The organism is Aequorivita marina (genome assembly GCF_031631895.2).
Classification (GTDB): Bacteria; Bacteroidota; Bacteroidia; order Flavobacteriales; family Flavobacteriaceae; genus Aequorivita; species Aequorivita marina.
The window spans coordinates 249,299-275,064 of record NZ_JAVMBW020000001.1 but is presented as its reverse complement, the minus strand read 5'-3'; the positions used below and the strand labels follow the sequence as shown (position 1 = coordinate 275,064).

Annotated in this window: 24 protein-coding genes and 1 pseudogene; 9 read left to right on the top strand and 16 right to left on the bottom strand. The window is 35.5% G+C overall.

All coding sequences use genetic code 11. From position 1 onward, the window contains the following. The first annotated feature begins 8 nt into the window (after positions 1–8). From QPK98_RS01230 to QPK98_RS01195, 8 genes are all read left to right on the top strand, one after another. Positions 9–719 carry a PepSY domain-containing protein gene (locus QPK98_RS01230; protein ID WP_310991201.1) on the top strand — a complete coding sequence of 237 codons (711 nt, stop codon included), beginning with the start codon at positions 9–11 and terminating at the stop codon, positions 717–719. A 22-nt stretch (positions 720–741) separates the two neighbouring features. Beyond that, positions 742–1,224 carry a DUF305 domain-containing protein gene (locus QPK98_RS01225; protein WP_310991200.1) on the top strand — a complete coding sequence of 161 codons (483 nt, stop codon included), beginning with the start codon at positions 742–744 and terminating at the stop codon, positions 1,222–1,224. 11 nt (positions 1,225–1,235) lie between these two features. Next, entirely contained in the window at positions 1,236–3,038 is a 1,803-nt protein-coding gene (locus QPK98_RS01220; protein ID WP_310991199.1) for an efflux RND transporter periplasmic adaptor subunit, read from the top strand. 262 nt (positions 3,039–3,300) lie between these two features. Then, positions 3,301–3,867, top strand: a complete 567-nt coding sequence (locus QPK98_RS01215; RefSeq protein ID WP_310991198.1) for a helix-turn-helix domain-containing protein — start codon at positions 3,301–3,303, stop codon at positions 3,865–3,867. After that, on the top strand, positions 3,867–4,067 hold the full coding sequence (locus QPK98_RS01210) for a GDCCVxC domain-containing (seleno)protein (RefSeq protein ID WP_310991197.1): 201 nt from the start codon (positions 3,867–3,869) through the stop codon (positions 4,065–4,067). Before QPK98_RS01215 ends, QPK98_RS01210 begins: the two co-directional genes overlap by 1 nt. A 153-nt stretch (positions 4,068–4,220) precedes the next feature. Continuing rightward, on the top strand, positions 4,221–6,479 hold the full coding sequence (locus QPK98_RS01205; RefSeq protein WP_310991196.1) for a heavy metal translocating P-type ATPase: 2,259 nt from the start codon (positions 4,221–4,223) through the stop codon (positions 6,477–6,479). A gap of 23 nt (positions 6,480–6,502) precedes the next feature. Beyond that, positions 6,503–6,715, top strand: a complete 213-nt coding sequence (locus tag QPK98_RS01200; protein WP_129759394.1) for a heavy-metal-associated domain-containing protein — start codon at positions 6,503–6,505, stop codon at positions 6,713–6,715. 15 nt (positions 6,716–6,730) lie between these two features. Beyond that, positions 6,731–7,504 (top strand): M90 family metallopeptidase, encoded by a 774-nt coding sequence (locus QPK98_RS01195; protein ID WP_310991195.1) that lies wholly within the window; start codon positions 6,731–6,733, stop codon positions 7,502–7,504. 34 nt (positions 7,505–7,538) lie between these two features. On the opposite strand, the gene QPK98_RS01190 is transcribed toward QPK98_RS01195, so the two are convergent. From QPK98_RS01190 to QPK98_RS01120, 15 genes are all read right to left on the bottom strand, one after another. Further along, positions 7,539–8,186, bottom strand: coding sequence for a TonB-dependent receptor domain-containing protein (locus QPK98_RS01190; protein ID WP_310991194.1), 648 nt, complete (start codon positions 8,184–8,186; stop codon positions 7,539–7,541). Positions 8,187–8,364: 178 nt separating this feature from the next. Next, a complete protein-coding gene (locus tag QPK98_RS01185; RefSeq protein WP_310991726.1) occupies positions 8,365–9,663 on the bottom strand; it encodes a DUF3570 domain-containing protein in 1,299 nt (432 codons plus the stop codon). 34 nt (positions 9,664–9,697) lie between these two features. After that, entirely contained in the window at positions 9,698–9,910 is a 213-nt protein-coding gene (locus QPK98_RS01180; protein WP_310991193.1) for a DUF4266 domain-containing protein, read from the bottom strand. Continuing rightward, on the bottom strand, positions 9,907–10,905 hold the full coding sequence (locus QPK98_RS01175; protein ID WP_310991192.1) for an FAD:protein FMN transferase: 999 nt from the start codon (positions 10,903–10,905) through the stop codon (positions 9,907–9,909). The genes QPK98_RS01180 and QPK98_RS01175 overlap by 4 nt, the downstream gene beginning before the upstream one ends. Then, positions 10,889–11,329 carry a thioredoxin family protein gene (locus QPK98_RS01170; protein ID WP_310991191.1) on the bottom strand — a complete coding sequence of 147 codons (441 nt, stop codon included), beginning with the start codon at positions 11,327–11,329 and terminating at the stop codon, positions 10,889–10,891. The genes QPK98_RS01175 and QPK98_RS01170 overlap by 17 nt, the downstream gene beginning before the upstream one ends. Positions 11,330–11,581: 252 nt before the next feature. Continuing rightward, positions 11,582–12,475 carry a diacylglycerol/lipid kinase family protein gene (locus tag QPK98_RS01165; RefSeq protein WP_310991190.1) on the bottom strand — a complete coding sequence of 298 codons (894 nt, stop codon included), beginning with the start codon at positions 12,473–12,475 and terminating at the stop codon, positions 11,582–11,584. Continuing rightward, complete coding sequence (locus QPK98_RS01160) at positions 12,468–14,444, bottom strand: LTA synthase family protein (protein WP_310991189.1); 1,977 nt, start codon at positions 14,442–14,444, stop codon at positions 12,468–12,470. The genes QPK98_RS01165 and QPK98_RS01160 overlap by 8 nt, the downstream gene beginning before the upstream one ends. Positions 14,445–14,476: 32 nt before the next feature. Then, positions 14,477–15,082 carry an HD domain-containing protein gene (locus tag QPK98_RS01155; protein WP_310991188.1) on the bottom strand — a complete coding sequence of 202 codons (606 nt, stop codon included), beginning with the start codon at positions 15,080–15,082 and terminating at the stop codon, positions 14,477–14,479. Next, positions 15,054–15,542 carry a hypothetical protein gene (locus QPK98_RS01150; protein WP_310991187.1) on the bottom strand — a complete coding sequence of 163 codons (489 nt, stop codon included), beginning with the start codon at positions 15,540–15,542 and terminating at the stop codon, positions 15,054–15,056. Before QPK98_RS01150 ends, QPK98_RS01155 begins: the two co-directional genes overlap by 29 nt. Positions 15,543–15,572: 30 nt before the next feature. Then, complete coding sequence (locus QPK98_RS01145) at positions 15,573–16,289, bottom strand: VIT1/CCC1 transporter family protein (RefSeq protein ID WP_310991186.1); 717 nt, start codon at positions 16,287–16,289, stop codon at positions 15,573–15,575. After that, a complete protein-coding gene (locus tag QPK98_RS01140; RefSeq protein WP_310991185.1) occupies positions 16,290–17,444 on the bottom strand; it encodes an efflux RND transporter periplasmic adaptor subunit in 1,155 nt (384 codons plus the stop codon). A gap of 2 nt (positions 17,445–17,446) precedes the next feature. Beyond that, a complete protein-coding gene (locus QPK98_RS01135; RefSeq protein WP_310991184.1) occupies positions 17,447–21,784 on the bottom strand; it encodes a CusA/CzcA family heavy metal efflux RND transporter in 4,338 nt (1,445 codons plus the stop codon). A gap of 292 nt (positions 21,785–22,076) precedes the next feature. Further along, complete coding sequence (locus QPK98_RS01130) at positions 22,077–23,450, bottom strand: sensor histidine kinase (protein ID WP_310991183.1); 1,374 nt, start codon at positions 23,448–23,450, stop codon at positions 22,077–22,079. Then, complete coding sequence (locus tag QPK98_RS01125) at positions 23,447–24,115, bottom strand: response regulator transcription factor (RefSeq protein ID WP_310991182.1); 669 nt, start codon at positions 24,113–24,115, stop codon at positions 23,447–23,449. Before QPK98_RS01125 ends, QPK98_RS01130 begins: the two co-directional genes overlap by 4 nt. A gap of 225 nt (positions 24,116–24,340) precedes the next feature. Beyond that, positions 24,341–24,514 (bottom strand): hypothetical protein, encoded by a 174-nt coding sequence (locus tag QPK98_RS01120; protein WP_310991181.1) that lies wholly within the window; start codon positions 24,512–24,514, stop codon positions 24,341–24,343. Between the two features lie 178 nt (positions 24,515–24,692). Here QPK98_RS01120 and QPK98_RS01115 point away from each other — a divergent pair. Then, positions 24,693–24,866: pseudogene (locus QPK98_RS01115) on the top strand (zinc-dependent peptidase); the annotation flags it as partial. 117 nt (positions 24,867–24,983) lie between these two features. On the opposite strand, the gene QPK98_RS01110 reads toward QPK98_RS01115, so the two are convergent. After that, on the bottom strand, positions 24,984–25,763 hold the full coding sequence (locus QPK98_RS01110) for a hypothetical protein (protein ID WP_310991180.1): 780 nt from the start codon (positions 25,761–25,763) through the stop codon (positions 24,984–24,986). Between the last annotated feature and the right edge of the window lie 3 nt (positions 25,764–25,766).

Here is a 25,766-nt window from a genome sequence, read left to right as displayed (position 1 = left end):
TAGAAAGTATGGTCAACAGAAAGACAGCAAAATGGATTCGAAAAGCACACCGATACTTGGGTATATTCCTCGGTATTCAGTTCTTGATGTGGACTATCAGCGGAATGTATTTTAGCTGGACGGACATTGATGAAATACACGGCGACCAGTTCAAAAAAGAAAAGCCACGGCAAACTGCTTTTTCCAACCTATTAGGGACTGAGCAATTAGCGAGTGAAGAACCTATCCAAACACTAAAATTATTGGAAATAGCAAATGAGCCGTATTATTGGATTAACGAAGCTAATTTATTTAGTGCTAAAACGGGAAATGTAAAAAAAGGTATTACTAAAGCAGAAGCAAAAGAGGTAGCCAACAGATATATGCTGCCCGATTTGGAAATAAGTGGTATAAAACGAATTGAGAAGGTAGATGCGCATCACGAATACCGTGGCCGTCCATTGCCAGCCTATGAGATTTCATATAAAACCCCACAAAACCTGAAGGCTTATGTCGCCATAGAAAATGGTGCATTTCAGACCGTTCGTCATAGAAACTGGCGCTGGTTCGATTTTTTGTGGATGACCCACACTATGGACTATCAAGGCAGGGACAACTTTAATACCATAATCCTGCGGGCGTTTTCATTGTTAGGGTTAATTACAGTATTAAGTGGGTTCTTACTTTGGTACATATCGTCGCCCACAATTAGAAAATTGGTTAAAAAGAAACGAAAATAAGTAACACTAAAACCAACATAAAATGGAAAATTCAAATCAAAATTCAAAGAAAAACAACTACACAAAATTTATAGGTATGCTCGTGGCATCCTTCATAGCAATGTACGTTACAATGTACTTAAACTCTTATGAAATTGACCACGTCTATTTTAGTCTTACCCGATTTTATATGAGCTGTTTGGGTATTGCCGCTATGGCCATTATTATGTTTGTGGCAATGCGTAATATGTACCAAAACAAAAAGAAGAATATAGCAATTGTTCTTGGAGGTATTGTCCTATTTGGTGGTGCGTTAGGCCTTGTGAGGGCACAGGCCCCAATTATTGGCGATGTACTCTGGATGAAGGCTATGATTCCGCATCACTCTATCGCCATTTTAACCAGTAAGCGAGCGGATATACAAGACCCGGAAGTGAAGAAATTAGCAGATGATATAATTAAAGCACAAGAAAAGGAAATTGCAGAAATGAAAGCAATGATTAAACGATTAGAAAATAACAAATAAAAACAAAAACAATGAAAAAAAACATCATTTATATAGGTATTGCCTTGATTGTTGGCCTTTTGGGCGGCTTTCTACTGTTCGGTGGAGATTCTACTGATAAGGCAACAAATAGTGCTAAAGACAATCACGAACATTCAGAAGAAATTGCTACTAATCAAATGTGGACCTGTTCTATGCACCCACAGATTATGCAACCAGAACCTGGCGACTGCCCAATATGTGGAATGGATTTAATTCCAGCTGAATCAGGTGCCGATGGCCTCAATGCCAATGAAATCAAAATGACCGATAATGCAATGGCTCTAGCCAATATTCAAACGTCACTTGTGGGACAAGGACAAATAGGAAATAATTCCCTAAAGTTATCTGGAAAGATAAAAGCAAATGAAGAGTCAAATGCTGTACAGGTCACATATTTTGGAGGAAGAATTGAAAAACTATACGTTAATTCTACAGGAGAACGTGTTGGCGCAGGACAACGCTTGGCAACTATTTATTCGCCAGAATTAGTTGCGGCACAACAAGAACTGCTTACCGCTTCATCCTTGAAAGAATCGCAACCAGAATTATATAAAGCTGTTAGAAACAAGCTCAAACTTTGGAAACTTTCAGAAAAGCAAATCAACGCCATAGAAAACTCTGGGAAAGTACAGGAAAACTTTCCTGTGTACGCAACCGTATCAGGAACGGTAACACAGAAAATGGTAGAGGAAGGAGATTATTTAAAACAAGGACAACCCTTGTACAAAATTGCCAATCTCAATACAGTATGGGCAGAATTTGATGCTTACGAAAACCAAATTGCGTCCTTAAAAGAAGGACAAACCATCAAAGTAACCACCAATGCCTATAGAAACGAAGTGTTTGATGCCAAGGTCTCGTTTATTGACCCCTTATTAAACTCTGCTACAAGAACGGTGGTCGTGAGAGCAGTTTTACAAAATAAAAAAGACCTCTTTAAACCGGGAATGTTTGTAGAAGGAAAAATCGAGGGTGCTCAAACGAGCACAGAGAACACCGTTTCCATACCGTCAACGGCTGTTATGTGGACGGGCGAACGTTCTGTAGTCTATGTCAAAACAGACCCTAATAAAGCTGTTTTTGAAATGAAAGAAGTTTTATTGGGCAATGCCACTGGCGATAGTTATACCGTTCTTGAAGGTTTAAAAAATGGAGATGAAGTGGTAACTAACGGCACGTTTACAGTAGATGCCGCGGCACAGCTTCAGGGTAAAAAATCAATGATGAATCAAGAAGGAGGTAAAACTATGACAGGACACGAAGGACATTTGGGAATGCAAGAAGATGGATCTGGAGAAAATATGGATGTAACCGATCATTCCCAAATGAAGGAAAGAATTAAGGTTTCAAACAAATTTCAGAATCAATTAGAACAGGTTCTTGATGATTACATTCTTTTAAAGGATGCATTGGTAAACGATGATGCCAAGGGTGCTCAACAAGCAGGAGAACAAATCAACCAGTCCTTGAAAAAAGTGGATATGAAATTATTATCGGATGAAAAGGCGCATAACCATTGGATGACCATTCAAAAGGAACTAAAGTCATCTGCAAATGCTATTGAGAACAGTTCAGACATAGCAGAACAAAGAGGGCATTTCAAGCATCTTTCGGCACATATGATAAGTGGTGTACAGCTTTTTGGGGTCAACCAAAATGTATATATCCAGTTTTGCCCAATGGCCAATGACAATAAAGGTGCCTATTGGATAAGTTTGGAAGAAGAAGTGCGAAATCCATATTATGGAAAGGCTATGTTAACTTGTGGAGAGGTAAAAGCAACTTTAAAATAAAACGAATTACGGATTAATCAAGTAATCTTCATAAGGCCAAAAAATAATCTTGGTTTTATAATGGCGAACGATAATGAGTGAAAGAAGAAGAAATAGACGAAAAAATGAAAGGAAGAAGCATCAACCTAAAAGTAATATCACAAAAAAAGATAAAATTATAGCTTTTGTTGTGATAGTATTGGTTTTTGTAATTGCTGCGATAGCTGCTGTTTACTATTCTCTACACAAATCTGGGTTAACCTTGTTTTAAAACAAGTATTATATGAGTGAGATTATCTATATTAAAAATATGGTCTGCCCAAGATGTATCTCGGCAGTATCCAATATTTTAAAACAACTTGAAATATCCTATGCTTCTATTAAATTGGGAGAAGTTAAATTAGTGTCAACATTAAATGTAAACACCAAAAAAGAACTTTCCGAAGCCCTTCAAAATTCAGGTTTCAGTTTGATTGACAACCGTAAAAGTCAACTTATCGAACAGATGAAAACATTGGTTGTAAATAAAATCCATCACTCATCCAGCGAACTGAACATTAAATGGGCAGATTATGTAAGCGACAACATACATCTTGATTATAAATATTTAAGCGCACTCTTCTCGTCAGTAGAAAGTATCACTTTTGAGCAATATATCATCAACCAAAAAATTGAACGTGTCAAGGAATTAATAGTTTATGATGAATTAACCTTGAGTGAAATAGCCTTCAGAATGAATTACAGTAGCGTCGCTTATTTAAGCAATCAGTTTAAAAAGCTAACAGGAATGACCCCTTCGGAATTTAAAAAAAGCACTAATAAAAACCGTAAATCATTAGATGAGATTTGATGGAAATTCAATTAAAATCAAAAATTACTTGTCCAAACTGCGGACACAAAAAAGTAGAAGATATGCCAACAAACGCTTGTCAATTCTTTTATGAGTGTGAAAATTGTAAAACAGTCTTGAAGCCTTATGATGGAGATTGTTGTGTGTTTTGTTCCTATGGAACAGTTGCTTGCCCACCAATTCAAGAAAATAAAATTTGAAATGAATCAAATTGTTGTTAAAGATAAATTTTCTTCCAGAGAAACCATTGAAATAGACATTAACAGCAAATTTTACAATTCATTCAGTAAATAACGTAACACATTAAGGTCTTTTAATCCTGAAATTTGCAATGTACTAATAAGAATAGGGTTATGGAGGCACTTAATATATTTGAAACCAAAGAAAAGAAAAATGAACAAGGAGTGAAAAAATCCTTTCCGGTTACTGGAATGACCTGTGCCGCGTGTGCCGGTAGTGTAGAATCCATTCTTTCCCATACCAATGGTGTAAACAAGGCCACCGTGAATTTTGCCAGCAGTTCGGTATTGGTAGATTACGATGAAAGCACTTCCGAAGAAAAATTACAGCGGGCACTACAAGAGGTAGGTTATGACCTTATTGTCGATGTGGAAGACCCAGCAGGAGCACAACAAGAACTTCAGCAAAAGCACTATCAGGACATAAAAAACCGTACCATTTGGTCGGCCATTTTAACGCTGCCCATTTTTATTCTGGGAATGTTCTTTATGGCTTGGGAACCCGGAAAATGGATATCGTTGGTGTTGACCGTTCCTGTTTTATTTTTGTTCGGGCGTAGCTTTTTTATCAATGCCTTCAAACAAGCCAAGTACAGAAAGGCCAATATGGATACGTTGGTGGCGTTAAGTACAGGAATCGCCTTTCTGTTTAGTGTGTTCAACACGCTGTTTCCTCAATTTTGGCTGAGTCGTGGTATCGAACCTCACGTCTATTACGAAGCAGCAACTGTTATCATTACCTTTATTTCCCTTGGGAAATTATTGGAGGAAAAAGCAAAATCCAACACTTCTTCGGCCATAAAAAAACTAATGGGATTACAGCCCAAAACGCTAAAAGTGATAGAAAATGGCGAAGAAAAGGAAATCCCGATTTCCGAAGTCCAAGTGGGTCAAACCATCTTGGTACGTCCTGGAGAGAAAATACCTGTAGATGGCGAAGTATCAAAAGGCAGTTCGTATGTAGATGAAAGTATGATTACGGGCGAACCGGTTCCGGTCCAAAAATCCAAAGCGGAAAAAGTATTTGCCGGTACCGTCAATCAAAAAGGAAGTTTTCAATTCACGGCAGAAAAGGTAGGCGGCGAAACCCTGCTTTCCCAGATTATAAAAATGGTTCAGGAAGCACAGGGAAGCAAAGCACCTGTGCAAAAATTGGTCGATAAGATTGCGGGAATTTTTGTTCCCATCGTATTAGGCATATCCATTGTTACGTTCATCGTTTGGATGTTTGTCGGTGGCGATAATGCATTTTCACAAGCCTTATTGACTTCCGTGGCAGTATTGGTCATTGCCTGCCCTTGTGCGTTGGGATTGGCAACGCCAACAGCGATTATGGTGGGAATAGGTAAAGGCGCGGAGAACAATATTCTCATTAAGGATGCCGAAAGTTTGGAATTGGGTCATAAAGTGAATGCCGTAATACTTGATAAAACAGGTACGATTACCGAAGGAAAACCCTTGGTAACCGATATAATTTGGGCTGAAAAAGGTAATGATGAAAAGAAATACAAACAAATCCTTTTGGCAATAGAAGCGCAATCAGAACATCCATTGGCAGAAGCTGTGGTCAACCATTTTAAGGAACAAGATGTTCGACCCGCCGAAATCACTTCTTTTGAAAGTATCACGGGAATGGGTGTTAAAGCAGCATCGGAAAATGGGACAAAATATTTTGTAGGCAACCATAAATTAATGGTCAAGAATGATATTCAAATCGATGCTGCTTTAATCAAAACATCCGAAAATCTTGAAGAACAAGCAAAAACGGTCATATTCTTTAGTAATAATGAAAATGTATTGGCAATCCTTGCTATTGCAGATAAGATTAAGGAAACATCCAAAAAGGCCATTACTACGTTACAAAACAAAGGAATAGAAGTGTATATGCTTACGGGCGATAATAATAAAACCGCCTCGGCAGTAGCTCAACAAGTTGGAATAACCCATTATCAAGGGGAAGTAATGCCTTCCGATAAGGCAGCTTTTGTGGAGAAATTACAGGCTGACGGAAAAACAGTGGCTATGGTGGGCGATGGTATCAACGATTCCCACGCCTTGGCACAGGCCAATGTGAGTATCGCTATGGGCAAAGGTTCCGATATTGCGATGGATGTTGCAAAAATGACCCTTATAACCTCAGATTTACAATCTATTCCTAAAGCGTTGGAACTATCAAAAAGAACCGTATTGGGCATCCGTCAAAATCTATTTTGGGCCTTTATCTATAACATCATCGGTATCCCAATAGCAGCAGGAGTATTATATCCTGTAAACGGATTTTTGCTAGACCCGATGATTGCAGGAGCAGCAATGGCTTTCAGTAGCGTATCGGTTGTTGCCAATAGTTTAAGACTTAAACGAGTAAAACTCTAATATTAATTATAAAATCAAAAATTATGAAAACTTTAAAATTCAAGACCAATATCAATTGCGGTGGTTGTGTATCAAAAGTAACCCCTTTTTTAAACAAGCAGGAAGGTGTTGAAAGCTGGGAAGTGGATACGAACAATCCCGATAAGATACTGACCGTAGAAACCGACAATGCGACGGAAGAAGAAGTGAAGGCTACTTTGCAAAAAGTAGGGTTCAAAGCGGAATCCATAGATTAACACTTCTGAATAAGGATGGTTTATGTAATTCTCTTAGGTGTCGTCATTTTTTTTGCCTTTCATTTTTATAGAAAAGCAAGGCGACGAAAGGTTAAACCTTTTCCAGAACATTGGCACGGGTTGCTGTTAGAAAATGTGCTCTATTATCGCAATCTTTCAGAAGAAAAGCAAGAGGTTTTTCAGCAGCGAATGATGCAATTTTTGAGCGAAGTCTATATTGACGGCGTGAAATTAGAATTGGAAGAGCTCGATAAAATTTTAATTGCCGCAAGCGCAGTAATACCCGTGTTTGGCTTTAAAGAATGGCATTACACCAATTTAAGCGGAATACTTCTATATCCCGATAACTTTAATGAAGATATGCAATTTGGCAGTAGGGACAAATCACGGAACATTGGTGGAATTGTCGGCAACGGACGATTTGAAAAGCAAATGATTCTGTCCAAGAAAGCGTTATACCACGGTTTCAATAATAAAAGTGATAAAAACAATACTGGCATCCACGAATTTGTACACCTAATAGACAAGCTCGATGATAGAACGGATGGTGTGCCAGAACGATTATTGCAGCACCAATATGCGATACCGTGGTTAAACCTAATCCATAAGGAAATGGAAGCGATTAACGATAACCATTCCGATATTCGTAAATATGGCGGTACAAACCAAGCAGAATTCTTTGCGGTTGCTTCTGAGTATTTTTTTGAGCGTCCAGACTTGTTAAAAAAGAAACATCCGGAACTTTATGGGATGTTGGTGGAATGTTTTAGGCAAGAACCAGGCACTTGATAAAATGAATCAGAAAAATTATAGAGAGTTTAGTTTACTCTAAAAAAAATCTGGGACTCTTGTATTGGTTGCTTACATCAAAGTTTACTTCTTCATCTATGATTTCGTTTCTTTGTAAGGGGATGGATGTTGGTTTTCCTGTTCTGTAATTGAGTCCAGCTGAAATATTCAGGACATTATTTGAATAGGTAGAGCCTAAAGTAAAGGAATGGGTGTTGTCAAAATTACTTAGGAATTGCAGGTATTCTAAGTTGTTAAAAGTGTACGTGTATACCTTATAAGAATAACTAAGCCAGCTACTTAAGCTTTTTACTTGTTTACGTAGCAAGAAATCAAGTCCCTTTACATTATAACTGCCTGTTGTTTTTGTAAATTCATATTTAGTAGTAAAGCTTTGGCTTTGTGATGTAATACCGTCTATTTCTTTGTAATAGCCAGTTGCATCTACTAACCAACCTTTTTTAAAATATTGCACACCTAATGATGCTTGCTTGCTTTTTAAAACAGGAATACTATCATTATCGGTTAATTGCCATCTTCTTTTTTCCACATCTAAAAAATCATTTTGAAAGTTGACTATTTGAGACGTGTTTTGATGTTTCAATATCTTTTTTCCCGTTCCAGATTCAAATATTTTTGATGACTTAAACGATGATTGGGATATCGTATCTACATCTGCCACAAAAATTAAACTTATTGATGTAGGCGATAGTGGTGCCGGTACTGATAAGTTGATTTTTGAAAAGAATTAAATAGTTAATTAGGTTCCCCCTTAACCTCGTCCCAGATTTATTGATAGCAGCCAGTCGTTAGCTTTTAAACTAACGACTGGCTTTTTAATGCTATAATGCAAACAATAATTAATCCATCACAAACTTAAAGCCTGCTGTAATAATGCTAGAACTAAAGGTAGTATCTCTATCATACTGATAGAATTTTAAGTCTATACTCTTTAAGCCAAATTTCCATAAGTGCGCTTTTGCGAAAATGTCTGTATAAGACACTCCAAAACCAAGTTGATTTGCTGAGTATTTTGACAAATCATAATCAGAAGTATAAAAGTTTGAGGTAGATAAATTTTCATTGGCAGGCGCAAAATAATCTGCTGCTGTTTGATTGTAAAACCTATATGAAGGATAGAGTGTAAACTTATCTGTGATTTTTATAGGCACTTCAATATTTGCAGTATGTGATTTAATTCCCCAATCATCAAAGTAATAACGGTAAAAAGTACGTATTGTAAAGGCTTCATTAAGATACCAGTTTAAACGACCACCTACAGCAACTTTAAAACGACTATCTGGTAGGCGCTCTACATCATCTGCAAGCTGAAAATTTTCTATAAAAGAGTCTTCAACATCTGCAAAATACACCCTTTGAAAAGGTGTTGATAATAAGCCTTGTTGCTTTACAAAATCTAAGGCTAAAGAACCCTGAACATTTTTATGTAGAATTTGAGAGAAACCAAAACCTAATGAATATGAGTTACGTCCGCTACTATTAAATGGTGTGAACTGTGGTGCGTAATTAGGATTACCGGTAATAGTATAATTATTAATATTGAAATCATCATCGTCATCGTCTCCACCATTGCTAGGTGCTCTTAATTCAGAAGGATATATTAAACTCCACGAGTCTATAAAAACATTACCGCTTACACTTAATTCTGTGTTCTTTTCATTGAAAAGTTTTGTGTAAGAACCTCCAACACCTACCGAGAAATAATCATACTCCGTAGATAATGAGACTTTTGCAGACCAAATATCATTTCTATTATCAGAGCTGTGACTGTAAGAGGCTGTAACATTTGCCCAAGTATCTGCTCCAGAAGCTCCAGAAGAAGCCACAAAAGGGTCTGCTGGCTGTCCACCATCAAATGGATTTACGTTACTAGACGAAGCAGAGGTGTAAGCTGAAACACCTGCATCAATCGTAAGCACATCATCATCGTTTAATGGAATGGCTACTATAATAGTTCCCGTAACATCTGTTAGCTCTTCTGTACCAATACCGCCACTTACGGCTGCATTATCGCCATCTTGACTGTAATAACTTGATAAGAAATCTACTTCAGTAGTTTCTAATACACGTTTTTTATAGACTTTGGTTGAGTCTTGACTTGTTTGTGAGTGCGCTTTCGCGAAAGCAAAAACACACATAAAGAGAATTATATTTTTCAATTGATTTGTTGTATTAGTTACAGCCACAGCCTCCACCAGTTTTTCCTCCGTTTGCTCCTACAGCAGCTTCTCGATAAGAATGTGCTGTGGTTAAATTACGGTCACATTTCTTTTCTGAAAGTGCCATATCTGGGTCATTGATGTTGACCTTTTCGTATTCTTTAACTACTACACAACTGCTAAAAAAGCAAGTTATCATAGCCATTAACAAAAGTTTTTTAATCATAATTTATCGATTTCTATGTTCTGAGATTTTGTAATATTTCCTTTATCATCAATGATGATGCATTCTATTTTTGGTAACTGATTGATTCGGTCTAAACCTGCTTCTTTTCCCATTACAAAAACAGACGTTGCTAGCGCATCTGCCAATTCTGCTTTGGGTGCAAAAACCGTTACGCTTATAATTCCGCTAGACGGATATCCTGTTCGTGGGTCAATAATATGGGTATATCTTTTACCATTAAAGTTGACAAACTTTTCATAGTTGCCAGAGGTTACCACAGCGCCATTGGTTATTGGTAATAAGGCAAACACCTTGTTTTTATCCATTGGATTGGTAATGGCTACTTTCCATTCCTTTCCGTTGGGTTGTTTACCCCAAGTATTCATATCGCCAGAGGCGTTTATGATACCTGATGTCACTCCTTTTGAAATAAGCAAATCTTTAGCCTTATCTGCTGCGTAACCCTTTCCGATGGCTCCAAAACCTATTTTCATTCCTTCTAACTTCAAGAAAACGGTGCTATTCTCTTTATCGAGTGTAATATTTTGATAACCCACTTTGGACACCGAAGCTGTAATTTCTTCTTTTGAAGGCATTACTGTCATACTACCATCAAACTGCCAAATCCTATCCATTGATGCATAACTAATATCAAAAGCGCCATCGGTTAATTTTGAAATACCAATAGCTCGTTCTATTAAATCAAAAAGTTCAGAATTTACTGTTACAGGTTTTTTTCCTGCATTTCTATTAATGTCTGAAGTTTGGGAATTTGCATCCCAAGAAGAGATGAGTTTTTCTATCCTAGTAATTTCTGCAACAGCGGTATCTATATACTTGTTTCCTTCAATAGAATCTTTTGCAACAACGGTTACATCAAAACGACTACCCATTAATTTGAGTTTTCGTTTATAGGGTTGCTGTGCGCTACAAACTACTGAAAATAGTATGATAAATGATGTGATAAGGGATTTCAAATTATTTTGTAAATGCATTTAACTCTTTTATGTAATTTTCTGGTGTTGTCTTTTTGTAACTACTTTCGCCTAGAACTTTGCCATCAGCATCCAGCACTACAACAAATGGAAAATAACCTTGCCTGTTGTATTTTTCTGCAAGTGCAGCATTTGCCTTTGTTTGGGCTTCTGACAGGGCGTTACTTTTCTTTCTAGGAAAATCTGCCTGCAACATCACGTAATGCTTTTTTGCGTAAGCTTTAAAAGCTTCTGTGCTCCAAACTTCCCTATCTAATTTTATACAAGGTGCACACCAGTCTGAACCTTGAAAAACTAGTATAATTGGTTTACTTTCTTTTGCTGCTATTTCTTTTGCTTTAACAAAATCTGTTTGCCACTCTTGGGCATTTACTAAGGTAATTGTAGCTATAAATAACAATGCTACTGATAAAATTTTTTTCATAAAATAAAATGATTTACAAAATAATATACTAAACGGTTTTTTTTATTAATATCATATAATGATATCTATTAATTTTAATTAAAATATAAACTTTTAATGGCTCGGTATAAGCCTAATAAATTGCTTTTGCCTTTGGTAAACATAAGTTCATTTTCTTTATAACTCTTCCTTTATAACTCTTCACATTCAACATAAAAGGCAATCGATTTACTTAATTTGATTAAACTAATTTGTCTCATATTTTATCTTTTTTCAACAAATAATGACACTTAATGATTTCTCTTTTAAATACACAGAAAGAGATTGTTCTTTTAGTTGAGCTAATTCTCCATCAATTTGAGATTCGAAAAAATTATTTTGATTTCGCGAAAGGAAAATTTCCCTTGTTTGAAAGCATATAACGCCATTTAATACATTTGGTTTTTTTATTATCATACAAAAGCCAAAAAGTAACATTTTCAGTTTGCTTATTTTAGGAACAATAACCACATCTAACAGACCATCTTGTAATGAAGCTTTAGGCGTTAGGCTAAAATTATATCCCATTACATTTGAATTAGAAATAAATATTAAAAAGGGATTTACGATTTCAGAAGCGCCATTTATAATTGTAATATTTTCCTTTGCTTTATTATATTCTTTAAATGATTTAAAAGAAGCTTTTATATAACAAAAAAGTGTTCTTTGCTTTAAAGCTTCATAGTTTCCTATAACACTAGCCGTAAAGCCAAAACCAGTATTACTAAAGAAATACCTTTCATTTATACAGCCAACATCGATTTTTGTTTGGTTATTGTTTTTAATGATATTAAGCGCTTTTATAATGTTCCTTGGAATATTCAAATTAGAAGCCAAACCATTACCTGAACCAATTGGGATTATACCTAAAGGAATTGAAGTGCCAACCAAAGTTGAAGCCACTTCATTTATTGTACCATCGCCACCACAAGCCACAATGATATTTGCTTTTTGGTTAATAGATTCTTTAGTTAAATCAATTGCGTGTCCTTTATACTTGGAAGATTTAATACTGATATTATATTTATCTACTTCAAAGTAATTATGAAGTAATGTTTCAGAAAAACTATGATGTCCAGAGCCTGCTATTGGGTTGACGATGAAATGAATATCTACCATCTTATTCATTCTTAATTTTTAAGCCTTCGTTTCTGTACAAATCATCTGCAACTTGATAAAACGAAATACTTGTATTTTCAAAACTTTTTTCGGAAGGAATAGTTGTCAAGCTATTATCTGAAGGTTTCCAATGATAGAAATTAGCATTTTTCTGTTCATCTAAAACCATCACTTTATCATCTTTTAAATAACCTAATTTTCTATAATTTCCTATAAAAGCACGTTCGTCTTCGGGTTGCATTAATAGAATGTCTTTTCCGAAGAGATTAGATTTGTAATCCCAATGCAAGGCAGAAAACAGGGTTGGAAAAACATCAATTTGAGAAGCCATCTTGTTTACTTTTTCTGGCGGCTGATTTGGTAAATTGAAAATTAATGCTGGTATGTGGTAATTTTTAACATCCAATTCCCAACGTCCTGCGCTGCTTGCACAATGGTCACTCATTATTACGAATACCGTATTTTTAAACCAAGGTTTTTGCTGCGCCATTTTTATAAATTGACCAATTGCATAATCGGTATATTTTACTGCGCCATTTCTTCCTGTTCCTGAAGGTATATCTATTTTGCCTTTTGGATAGGTATAAGGTTTGTGATTAGAAGTCGTCATTACAAAATCAAAAAATGGTGTTCCTGTTTTGTGTGCTTTATCTGCTTCTTTCAATACTTTATTGTAAATGTCCATATCGCAAACTCCCCAAGCATTTTCGAAGGTTACTTCATCGTCCTCAATATTAGTACGTGTGGTTGTGATACTCTTATCCAACAAAAAACCACGACCTCTATCTACAATATTGAAACCATTACCTCCAAAATAGGTGTTCATATTATCGAAGTAACCATCACCTCCGTAAAAGAAATTGCGGTCGTAACCTTGCCGCTTAAATACTTCGCCAATGGTAAACAAGCCTTGATTATCTTTACGTTTTACAATACTACGTCCGGGTGTTGGCGGAATGGATAAGGTTATTGCTTCCATACCTCTTACGGTTCGTGTTCCTGTGGCATACAGGTTTTTAAAAAATAAGCTCTTGTTTGCTAATGAATCTAATGTTGGTGTGATATTACTTTTATTACCAAATTCTTTCAGAAAATCGCCACTTAAACTTTCTATGCATATAAAAATAACGTTGGGCTTAATGGATTTTGAAATGCTATCCGTATTGACAATTGTTCTGTAAATGGCATCTTCTGTTGGATTTATAAACGTATTTTTTGAATCTAACAAACTCGCTTTAACGGTTTTAAAAGCTTCTTCTTTTGGAATTGTTTTATAAAATTCATTATAGGGCAACTCGTTATTACGGAAGGCTGCAAAAAATGAGTAAATCCCAGATTTTGCCAATTCATTATTGTACCTATTTTCAGAAAAATCAGCTTGTTTATTCGTAATAAACAACATACTAATGACCACAATAATTATCCAAGGAAACGAAGCGATTAGTTTAGGTTTAAATGTTGTTTCGCTTTTAAACATTTTATTGAAATAGCCAAACCTATACACAATAAAAATACTTGTTAGCACTAGAACAAGCATAGCAGAAATAAGGATAGGCAACGGGTAAGATTCATTAATGTTTTTTACTACTTCGTAAGTGTAAATTAAATAATCTACAGCTATAAAATTATATCTTCTTTGAAATTCATCCCAAAATGTAAATTCTCCAAAGAAGGAAAAAAATATAATCAGCACACCAATTGAGAATCCAAAATAAGTAATGATTTTATCTACTAAAGAACCATAAAATCGTTTTGGAAAAAACAACAAATATGTAAGGTAAGGTATAGTAAAAAATGAAATTGTTGCTATATCGAATAAGAAGCCAATTACAAAAGTTTCAATAAAAGTAAATGCTTCTTTATCTACTTCAGAAAAATTCCAAATAAAGAAACTACACCTTACTATAAAGGAAAGTATTAAAAACAAGCCAATATAGGCTTTTAATAAAGTGAAGCGCGTTGGAAAGATTTTTGACATTCTATTTAAGGTTTTTAAGATGTAACTTTCAACTAGTAACTCGCTAATATGCGTTTAACTTTTTCTATATTTTCTTGTTTTCCTTGTTCTAGAATATCTTTTCCGAAAATGGTTCTAAAATGGTGCTTCTTTAAAAATTCTAAATTCAGTTTGTGCCACTCCAAATCGGTTACTTTGTTATCACAAAACACTTCCCATTCCCTACGAAGCAAAACTTTTCGATAAAAGAAATGTGAATTACTTATGTGAAAAATATCCGCATCGCACAGTATTTCTTCAATCTCTGTGGTTGGACATTGTGGCATTTTTGTGGCATCAATACAATTACATACTTTATCAATAAAGTTCGTACCCATTTCTTTTTCATTTAAAAATCTACTGGCAATCACTTTGCTTTCATCCTCGTGACCTTTGTAGGTTACTGAAAATCCTGTATCGTGAAACCAAGCTGCAATGACCAAAATCGCTGTAACTTCCTCATCGACATCCATAGCAGCACAAAGGTATTTTGCATTTTGCACGACCTCTTTAGTATGCTGAAGGTTGTGAAAGGGTAACTCCTTACATTTTGAACTTGTCAACAAATCTGTGCAATATGCAGCAACGCTCTTAATCATCGTCGTGGTCATCCTGTCCATCTAAATTAATTGTATTTGTATCGCTTCGAATCTCTATATGGGTTATTTCGCCACCACTAGTTCCTACATATTTTGAAATGATTATTGTTGTAACTGAAAGCAATAAACCTGCAATAAAACCATATTTGTAAAATGAAAGTTTTTTATATTGTAAAAACAACGTTATAAGCGATACGCCTCCTAAAATCATAATCATCGTAAGAAACAATTCTGCATACTCTTCGTGTTTATGGATTAATGTTTCGCTAATTCCAGGTAAATTCTCAACTATTTCTTCAGCACCTTCGCCTGTTAAAAAGGCAACTATTGCTGTTAGAGCACTAAAAATAAAAATGCCCAATGCCGTGTTTTTTATCTGAGGTTTTTTCATAATTAGACCTGCTAACAATACTAAAAAACCAATCATTACGCCTACAATAGGCAAATGATTTACTACTAAATGAAAATGTGCGTCGTTCATAATTCTATAATTTATATTAATATTCGTTATTTAAGCTATATTGACATTAAACAAGTAGCCAACTAAGGCTGTTAACCCCATAGCAACTGTTCCCCAAAATGATATACGGACAATGGCTTTAACGATACTTGAACCGCCTGTTTGAGCAGCTAATGCTCCCAGAATTATCAAGAAGAAAAGTGCAAAACCATAAAGCGAATATTCCATATTACTTAAAGGAATAAATAGCGTTACTAAAAACGGCAGTAATCCACCAACTGTAAAGGCTGCTCCAGACGCAAACGCCGCTTGCATAGGTTTGGCTTGACTTATTTCGTTTATTCCCAATTCATCTCTAATATGTGCGCCCAATGCATCGTGTTCTGTTAATTCTTTGGCTACCGTCAAAGCAGTTTCTTTTTTTAAACCTCTTTTTTCATAGATTTCTGCAAGGCGTTGTAGCTCGATTTCGGGCATATCTTTTAACTCTTGTTTTTCGCGCTCGATATCCGCCTTTTCCACATCGGTTTGCGAACTCACGGAAACGTATTCTCCTGCTGCCATTGATAAAGCTCCAGCAACAAGTCCTGCCAAGGTTGCCAATATAATAGGCTCGCGCGTGGCACTTGCAGCTGCAACACCTATGGCGAGACTCGCAGTTGACAAAATACCGTCATTAGCTCCAAGGACTGCTGCCCTTAACCAATTACTTCTGTGTATATAATGGTTGTCTAAATAATTGTCTAATTCATCTGTTTTGTCTTCCATTTATTCTGTAATTAGATTAAACGCTCCTTTAGTCAAAAACTCGGTATCTAGTTTAAAATCATCACTATTCAAAATTTGGATAAATCCGTTATAGGTAGCACCAACTTTTATTAAAACTCTCTTAAACGTCGTATCATTTTCTTTTACCAAAACAAAGTAATCATTATCAATATTTGACACAGCTTCTACTGGAAGTGCTGGATGTTCTTGGGTAGTCGTTAATATTTCTCCTTCGATATACATTCCTGGCGCAAACAGTTTTACATCACTTTCGTTTACCAAATCGCCGTGAATGGTGACGGTTCTGTCTTGGGCATTTATCGCTTTATTTACTAAATGCACTTTGCCTTGATACACTTTATTCATATCGTTTTGTAGTCGTACATTAATAGATTGTCCTCCTTTTACCATTGGAAGGTCTTTTTCAAAAATCTTCAACTCTATGTGCAAATCATCTGTATTGGTAACCGTTACCGCAACATCTGAAGGATTTAGATACATTCCTTTTGTAGCATTAACTGTGGTTGCGTAGCCCGTTAAAGGCGAAGGCACGCTGATGACCGAACGGATGTTTTCTCCAGACAAAGTGTTTGGGTTAATATTCATTAAGCTTAATTTCTTTTTCAGGGATTGATATTGTGCCAATGTAACGACATATTCCGATTCTGCTTTTAGAAAATTCTTCTTAGAAGTGACATTATCTGCTATTAATTCCTTTTGACGTTCGTAGTCTGATTTTAAATAGCTCAAACGTCCTTTGGCTTCTAAAAAATCTTGTTGTACTTGTACGTATTCAGGATTTTCAATCGTGAATAAAGTCTGTCCTTTTTTAACTGCATCGCCTGGTAATAGGCTGATGTTTTTTACATATCCAGCAAAATAGGCACTAACATCTACTTGATTCTCTGGTGGAACAGCAAACATACCATTGGCTTTTACTACTGTATTAAATGATTGGGTTATTATTTTACCAACCACCATATTACCGGACAAAAACTGATTTTCTGTGATTGTAATTACGTCAGTATCTGCCGTTGTTTCAGCTGTGTCTGTATTCGCAACTTCAGATTTTTCTTTTGAATTACAGGAAGCTAAAGCCATTATTGCCACCATTAAAAGACTTTTGAAGTATAATTTGTTACGTGTATTTTTCATTATTAATTGGTTAAATAGTTTAATTCTAAAACTGTACTGTTATACTTATTTAGGTTTTGTAAATAGTTGATTTCGATATTTTTTGCACTCTCTAAAAGCTGTACGTATTGCAAGAAATCTATCTCGCCATTTTGAAATGCTTTTGAGGCGGTTGTTGTTAATTCTTTTGAAAGGTTCTTGCCTGTGTTTTCATAATAATCAACCGTTTCTTGATACTTCTTTAAATCGGAAAGTAAAGCATCATATTTAGATTGTAATTGAATTTTATAATTTTCAAATTCATTGGCTACAATCAATGTTTCGGTTTTTGCAGCATTTATTTTAGACTTGTTTGCTCCGAACCATAGTGGTATAGCAACGCCTATTTGAAATCCGTTATAATTTCTTGCATTTACACCATTGTTAGTACCTTGAAATACTGAAAATTGCAAATCTGGCAATAGTTTTTGTCGCTCTAGCGATAGTGAAGATTTTGCCAAACTTTCTGCCGAATTGTAGTATGCTATTCCTGGGTGGTTTGTGATGGTAAATTCTTCTAAGACTAATCTTGGTAGCGCTTCTTCACTTACGGTAAGTAATGAATCACTTTGTACCCATTGGTTGAGCATCGTGTATGCTTTTGAAACATCTGCGCGCGCTTGTGTCAATGCTATGTTTATTTCTTTTTGCTTGGTTTCTGCGGTTAGTTTTTCCAATAAATTGGTTTCGCCTACATCATATCGCTTCTTTGCGGCCATTGCAAATTGACCGTATAAACTATCCAAATACGTGTATTGCTTTACCAAACTATTATTGTACACCACGTTGTAATATGCGATATAAACTTCTTTCGTTAACAGCCTTTTGTTTAGCTGATATTGTTGTGTCGTTAATGCTGCTTTTTGTTTTTCTACCTTGCGCTGTGCACCATAAATTGTTGGAAACTGAAGCGATTGACTTACTCCAAAAACTTTTAATGGCAAACCATTTTCAGCAATATTACTCTGGTCATAACCATAAGAAACTTGTGTTTTATCTAGATTGAAGGCACTACCCACAAGTTGTTCTGATTGATTGATTCTTTTTACACCAGCTTGAAGCCCTTTATTATTCTCGATTGCCAATTCAACAGTCTCTTCAGCACTTAACGGGTTTTGTTGCGCTTGTACGAAAATTGGTAAAAACAGTAAAAGCATAATGCTCAAAGCCTTTAAATTTACCTTTGTCTTCTTTTTTGGATGATGCCCTTTTCTGTCGAACAATGCATATAAAATTGGAAGTACTACAAGGGTCAATATTGTTGCGGTTATTAATCCGCCAACAACTACGGTTGCTAACGGTCTTTGAACTTCTGCACCAGCAGATGTTGAAATTGCCATAGGCAAAAACCCTAGAGCTGCTGCAGCAGCAGTTAATAATACAGGGCGTAGTCTATTCTTTGTTCCCATTAAAATTCGTTTGTTAATATTGTTTACTCCGTGTGCTTTTAGTTCTTTGAACTCTTCAATCAATACAATACCGTTTAATACTGCAATACCAAAAAGCGCAATAAAACCAACACCTGCCGAAATACTGAAAGGTAAATCCCGTATATACAATAACATTACACCACCAATAGCGGATAATGGAATGGCGCTATAAATCATTAAGGCTTCTTTTACCGAATCGAAAGCGAAATACAATAAGACAAAAATCAATATCAAGGCAATTGGTACAGCCACTTTTAATCGTGCAGTTGCAGTTCTTAAGTTTTCGAATTGCCCACCGTAGCTTATTGAATATCCTGTTGGAATCTTTACATCTCTTTCAATGATTGCTTGCACATCTTTCACTACAGACTCTAAATCTCTATTACGAACATTTACACCTACTACAATTCTACGTTTAGTATTATCTCGCGAAATTTTAGCAGGTCCTTTAGTGTACTTTATGGTTGCAAATTCACTAAGCGGTAATTTTGTGCCATTAGGTAGAGCTATCGATGCGGTCTCTATATTTTCAATATCCTTTCTGTGTGAATCATCAAAACGAATCATTAAATCGAATTGCTTTTCGCCTTCAAAGACTGTTCCTGCCGGCATTCCTGCAAAGCCCATTGTGATGACTTTATTTAAGTCTTCAATGTTCATTCCGTATTTAGCGATTTTTTGTCTGTCATACTTTACTGACATTTGAGGCAAACCAGCAGTTTTTTCCACTGAAATGTCCGCAGCTCCTTCTACATTTTGAATCGCTTTTTCTATTTCCAATGCCTTTCTATACAAAACATCTAAATCTTCTCCAAAAACCTTGATGGCTAAATCTGCTCTAACACCTGTAATCAATTCATTAAATCGCATTTCGATAGGTTGGGTAAACTCAAAGTCTACACCTGCAATTTCATTGGATAAGGCTTCTTTAAATTTATCTGCCAGTTCATCTTTAGATTCTGCAGATGTCCATTCGCCTTTTGGTTTCAGTTTTATAATCACATCACTTTCTTCCATAGACATTGGGTCTGTTGGTACTTCGGCAGCTCCAATACGACTCACTGCTTGTTCCACCTCTGGAAAGTCCTTTAGTATTTTTTCAATTTTTGTTGTGGCTTCAATGGTTTTGCTTAAAGACATTCCTGTTTTTAATACAGGTTGAATTACAAAATCGCCTTCATCTAAAGTTGGTACAAATTCGCCGCCCATTCTAGTAAATAGAAATCCTGTAAGAATTAGCAAACCGACAGCCATACTTAATACTAATTTCTTTTTACGCAATGCCAGAGCAATAGTAGGCTGGTATTTATCTTCTAAAAAGGCAATCAGTCTGGACGAAATGGTTTTCTTTTCCGTATTCGTTGGTTTAATGAACATAGAAGCCATTACTGGTATATAAGTAAAGCATAAAATCATTGCTCCGATAAGGGCAAAACAAAACACTAGTGCCATAGGACGAAACATTTTTCCTTCTACGCCAACTAGAGATAGAATAGGGATAAAAACAATGATGATGATTAATTGTCCGAATACTGCCGAATTCATCATTTTAGTTGAACCTTGATAGGTAATAGCATCTATTAAGCCTTGTCTTTCATTTTTAGGAAGTGCTAATAATTTAGCTCGCTGACTGGTAATTCTAAAGGCGATAAACTCTACGATGATTACTGCTCCATCGATGATAATTCCGAAGTCGATAGCACCCAAGCTCATTAAGTTGGCATCTACACCAAAAATATACATCAGCGAAAGTGCAAACAGCAAGCATAAAGGAATAACGGAAGCTACGATCAAACCAGAACGCCAGTTTCCTAACAACAATACCACCACAAAAATTACAATCAAACACCCTAAAATTAGGTTTTCGGCAATAGTAAAAGTCGTCTTGCCAATAAGCTCACTACGCTCTAAAAATGGATTAATGGAAATACCTGGCGGTAATGAGGCTTGTATTTCTGAAACACGTTGTTTTACCGCTTCAATAACTGCATTTGAATTGGCGTTTTTTAGCATCATTACCTGCCCCAATACTTTTTCGCCTTCGCCATTACCTGTAATCGCTCCAAAACGGTTGGCGTGACCAAAACCAACAGTCGCGATGTCTCTAACATATACAGGAACTTCGCCTTTGTTGATAACTACGATATCTTCAACATCTTCAATTGATGATACTAAGCCTTCGCCTCTAATAAAATAACTTTCATTAATTTTTTCGATATATCCACCACCTGCAACACTATTGTTTTTTTCGAGCGCTGTAAACACATCAAAAATAGAAACGTCCATTGCACGCAGTCGTTCTGGGTTTACAGCTACTTCGTAGGTTTTTAAATAACCACCCCAAGTATTTACTTCTACCACTCCAGGAATACCTGAAAGCTGACGTTTTACCACCCAATCTTGAATGGTGCGCACATCGGATAGGGAATATTGGTCTTTGTGTTTGGCATCTACATCAATAACATATTGATAGATTTCGCCCAAACCTGTAGAAACAGGACCCATAAAAGGTTTGCCAAAACCTGCAGGAATTTTTTCTTCCGCACTTTTTATTTTTTCGGCGATAAGTTGACGTGGTAAATACGTTCCCATATCATCATCAAATACAACAGTAACTACCGATAAACCAAACTTAGAAACAGAACGAATTTCCTTCACTCCTGGCAAGTTTGCCATTTCTAATTCTACGGGATAGGTTAAGAATTTCTCTACATCTTCAGTCGCCAAATTTCTGGACGTTGTAATAACCTGTACTTGGTTATTCGTTACATCTGGTACTGCTCCAATAGGAATATTGGAAAGTGAATACAAGCCAAATCCTACGATTCCGGCAGTAAATAATAGTACAATAAGCTTGTGATGAATACTGTACTGGATAATACGTTCTAACATTTTAAGGTGGTTTATTTAAAATAATAGTCAAATGTAGTGGTAGTATCTAAGCGTATTCTAAACCCTTTCTTAAGATTGGCTTAAGAATTAATTTTCTTGAATTGCATAAAAAAACAAAAGCCTCAAGTTAAAGTACTTGAGACCTTTGCAGCTATTAACCAATAAACACCAACCAAAATTTATAGGTTAATGGGGAAATTCTATTTTCTTTTTCAATAGATGTGTTTAAATAACATTGAGTAAATATAGCAGTACAACTTTAAGACCATCTATGGGGAAGCTTAAGATTGTCTTAAAAAATAATAGTAAACGTTGTTCCTACTCCAAATTCGCTCTCTACTTCAATTGTAGCGTCGACTGCATCGGCAGCTTTTTTAGCGATGGAAAGCCCTAAACCATTACCAGAAATATTTTTATGGTTAAGTGCGTCTGACCTGAAGAAATTATTGAACAAATTTTTCAAATCTTCTTTTTTAATCCCTATACCTTCATCTTGTACCTTGCAGATTATTTTAGGACCAGATTGTATAATTGAAATATGAACAGTTGTAGCATCATTGGCATATTTTATGGCATTACCAATGATGTTTTCAAATATAAGATTACTGAAATATTGAGGTACTAGCGTTTCATTTTTAATACCATTTTTAAAACTGACAGATAGCTTCTTTTCTGATATTTTGTTTTTATGTCTTGAAAGAATTTCGTCGATAATTGCTGCCAAAGGCATTGAAGAGTCGTCTGCTGACTTTGAACTGGTGTCTAATCTTGCTAATAATAAAAGCTGCTCTAGTGTAGCGGTCATACGGTCTATTTCTGTAAGACTAAACTTAATTTTATCCTCGTATTCGCCTCGTTCCCTTGGCTTCCGAATTAACACTTCTAATGTGCCTTTTAAGGTTGCTAAAGGTGTGCGTAATTCGTGAGAAGCGTCCGATGTGAATTGACGTTCTCGTTCCATCGCATTCTCAATACGCTGCAACAGGTCATTGATGCCAGCAGATAAGTCAAACAATTCGTCTTTATTTTGAGGTAATGCTACCCGCTCGTTTAAGTTGTTGCGTGTAATTCTGTTGGTTGTTTCCGTTACATTTTTGACGGGAATGATGCTTCTGCCCGCTATGAATTTGGAAATAAAATAGAGACTCGCCAAAAGCAATAAATAGACAAGCAGTAAAATATTCCTGAGGTTAAGCAGTACCATTTGTGAGGCTTCCAGCGACATTGCAGCGACAATAAAACCTTTTATTTTACCATCTTCTTCGATTGGTAGTTGAATTTGCCTAATGGGTTTATTATTCAGAATTTCATTATAACTTCCACCAAAATTTTCTTTTGAATTATATTCGAGCTTGTTTTCTTTCAGGTTTGGGGATTTGTCCATAAAAGTTCCATTCTTATCTAGAATTTGAATAAAAACAGGGTTTACCTGAACTTCTCTATGTTCGCGTTCTTCCCATTCTTTTTTGTTTTTTATTTTGATGCTGTCTCCAACAACTTTTATTTCTCCAGTATGTTTTTCTGCTTCATAAGAAAGGTCACTATCCAAGTTTTTATACACTACACCTTCGACTACAAAATAGACCGCTGTAAATGCTACAGCCATTATTATTGCCGTAGCAATCATATAATGCAATGCTATTCTATTTTTAAAACTTAAACTCATATTTCTTTAGCAATATAACCTACACCTCTAACTGTTTGTATGTAATTCTCGTCCTTTCCTAATTTTAATTTCTTACGAAGTGCGTTGATAAACACATCAATAACTCCCGTGTTGTAGTCGAAATGGATATCCCAAACACTTTCTATAATTCGAGACCTTCTGCAAACCATTCCTTTATTACGAATCAAGTGTTCTAACAAAGCAAATTCTTTTTGAGTAAGACTTATTTCTTCATCTCCTTTATGTACTTGATAGGTAGACGTATTTAGGGTAATATTTCCGAGTTTAAAAATAGAATGCTCGCCCGATTTTGGGCGTAGTTGTACTTTAATACGTTCGAGAAGCTCTTCAAAATGAAAAGGCTTTTTTATATAATCGTTAGCACCAGATTGAAGCCCGAAAATGGTTTCATCCAAAGTATCTTTTGCGGTTAAAAAAATGACAGGTGTCTCTTTAAAATCTTTTCGGAATTGGCGACAAATTTCGATACCACTTATACCAGGAACCATCCAATCTAACAATAACAAATCGTATTCTCCTGAAAGTGCCATTTCAAGCCCTTTTTTACCTTCTTCGGCGATGTCCACAGCGTATGACTCTTCCTCTAAGCCTTGCTTGAGGAAGTTAAATATACCTGGTTCATCTTCTACTATTAAAATTCTCATCGCACAAAAGTTACAATTTTTAATTAAGTTATGATTTGGTTTTTCTTAAGATTAGCTTAAATTTTATAAAATACTACCGTACTATATTATTGGCAAAGATAAATTTGTTTTCGCTAAGGAAAATAGCATATTCAACTAAAGCTTTTGTCTTCTGTTGATACTTCCAAAAACACGTTAACACCTTAAAATCAATCCTTTATACTGTTTCTTGTTATGTGTTATCAATTAAATAGAAATGAAATATTTCAGGAATTTCAAAAGTAGTACAAAACCGAAGAAAAAAGCGATAACGATAAGTACCATAACCCATACTATTTTGTCTTTTGTGGTAAAGTTACTTTTTACAATTTTATCTTTTTTATTCCTTTTATAAAGTTTTTTTCGCTTTTTTTTTGACATAATTACGTATTTTATTTAATCTCTATATTCCATACATTATAATTTGACTACATTAAGTATTTACTAAAAAGACTAGAACAAAATTTACAGACTTGTTGGTATTAGTAAGTCAACAAAGCACATCATTTTTAATTAAGTTAAGATGTAGCTATTCTTAAGATTTGCTTAAGATATTTGAGAATCGATTAACGATAACCATTCCGATATTCGTAAATATGGCGGTACAAACCAAGCGGAATTCTTTGCGGTTGCGTCAGAATATTTCTTTGAGCGACCGGATTTACTCAAAAAGAAACATCCGGAACTTTATGGGATGTTGGTGGAATGTTTTAGGCAAGAACCAGGCACTTGATAAAATGAATCAGAAAAATTATAGAGAGTTCAGTTTACACTCTCGTGTAACGTGCTCAAACGTTAGTTTACTATAATGTCCGCATATCCTGCAAGTTACTTTACGTTTCAAATTATCCTATGAATCCAATTTTTTGATTTTATCAGTTAGTTCTTCAGGTTGTAAAATTGGTATTGCTTCACGCTCTATACGCAATCCCAATCCTTTGGTCTGATTAATATGGTTTGTAGTAAATTGATTTATGTGAACGTAAATAATTCCAATATCATTACTCATTCGGGTTTGCCAGTCAAAACCATACAATTCTTTTAACCACTTTGAAGGTGTAGTTCTGAAGATAACATTGGGGTTCTTGTAATGCCGACCATCATCCAATAGTATGTTTAGCAGATAAACCCTGCTGAATCCAATTTTGGTATATCCATTTGCCTGAATAGTTCCCTTTTTTTGAACGCTTGTAATCTTGTTGATTTTTGGTGGTTGATTTTCAAGCGATTCGGTTTTTACTATTTTACATTCTATTCCAACCGCATTTTGTTCCTTACCTTGTTCATACAGAAGAATGTCAATGTCCCCAGGCATTTTGTTTGGGATTGTGATAGGCTCTTTAACGCCACATTGGTATTTCACCGAATTTGCGGATGGAAACACATTGCCAAATAACATCCTTTTGAAATCCCGATTATCCATAAGCCAATTAACAGCTTGGTCTTCGCTATCAAAAGTTCTGGTAACACTTACATCTGGCTTGGGATTGTTTACGAAAAAAGAAATGGTCGAAGAACCATCAAGAGGTTGTCTGTCCGAAAACACATATTTTGTTACCTCATATTCCGGTGGTGGTTCTTTTCGGAAGAATTGAACTATTCTATTTTTAATAGTTGCCCATATTCCCATACG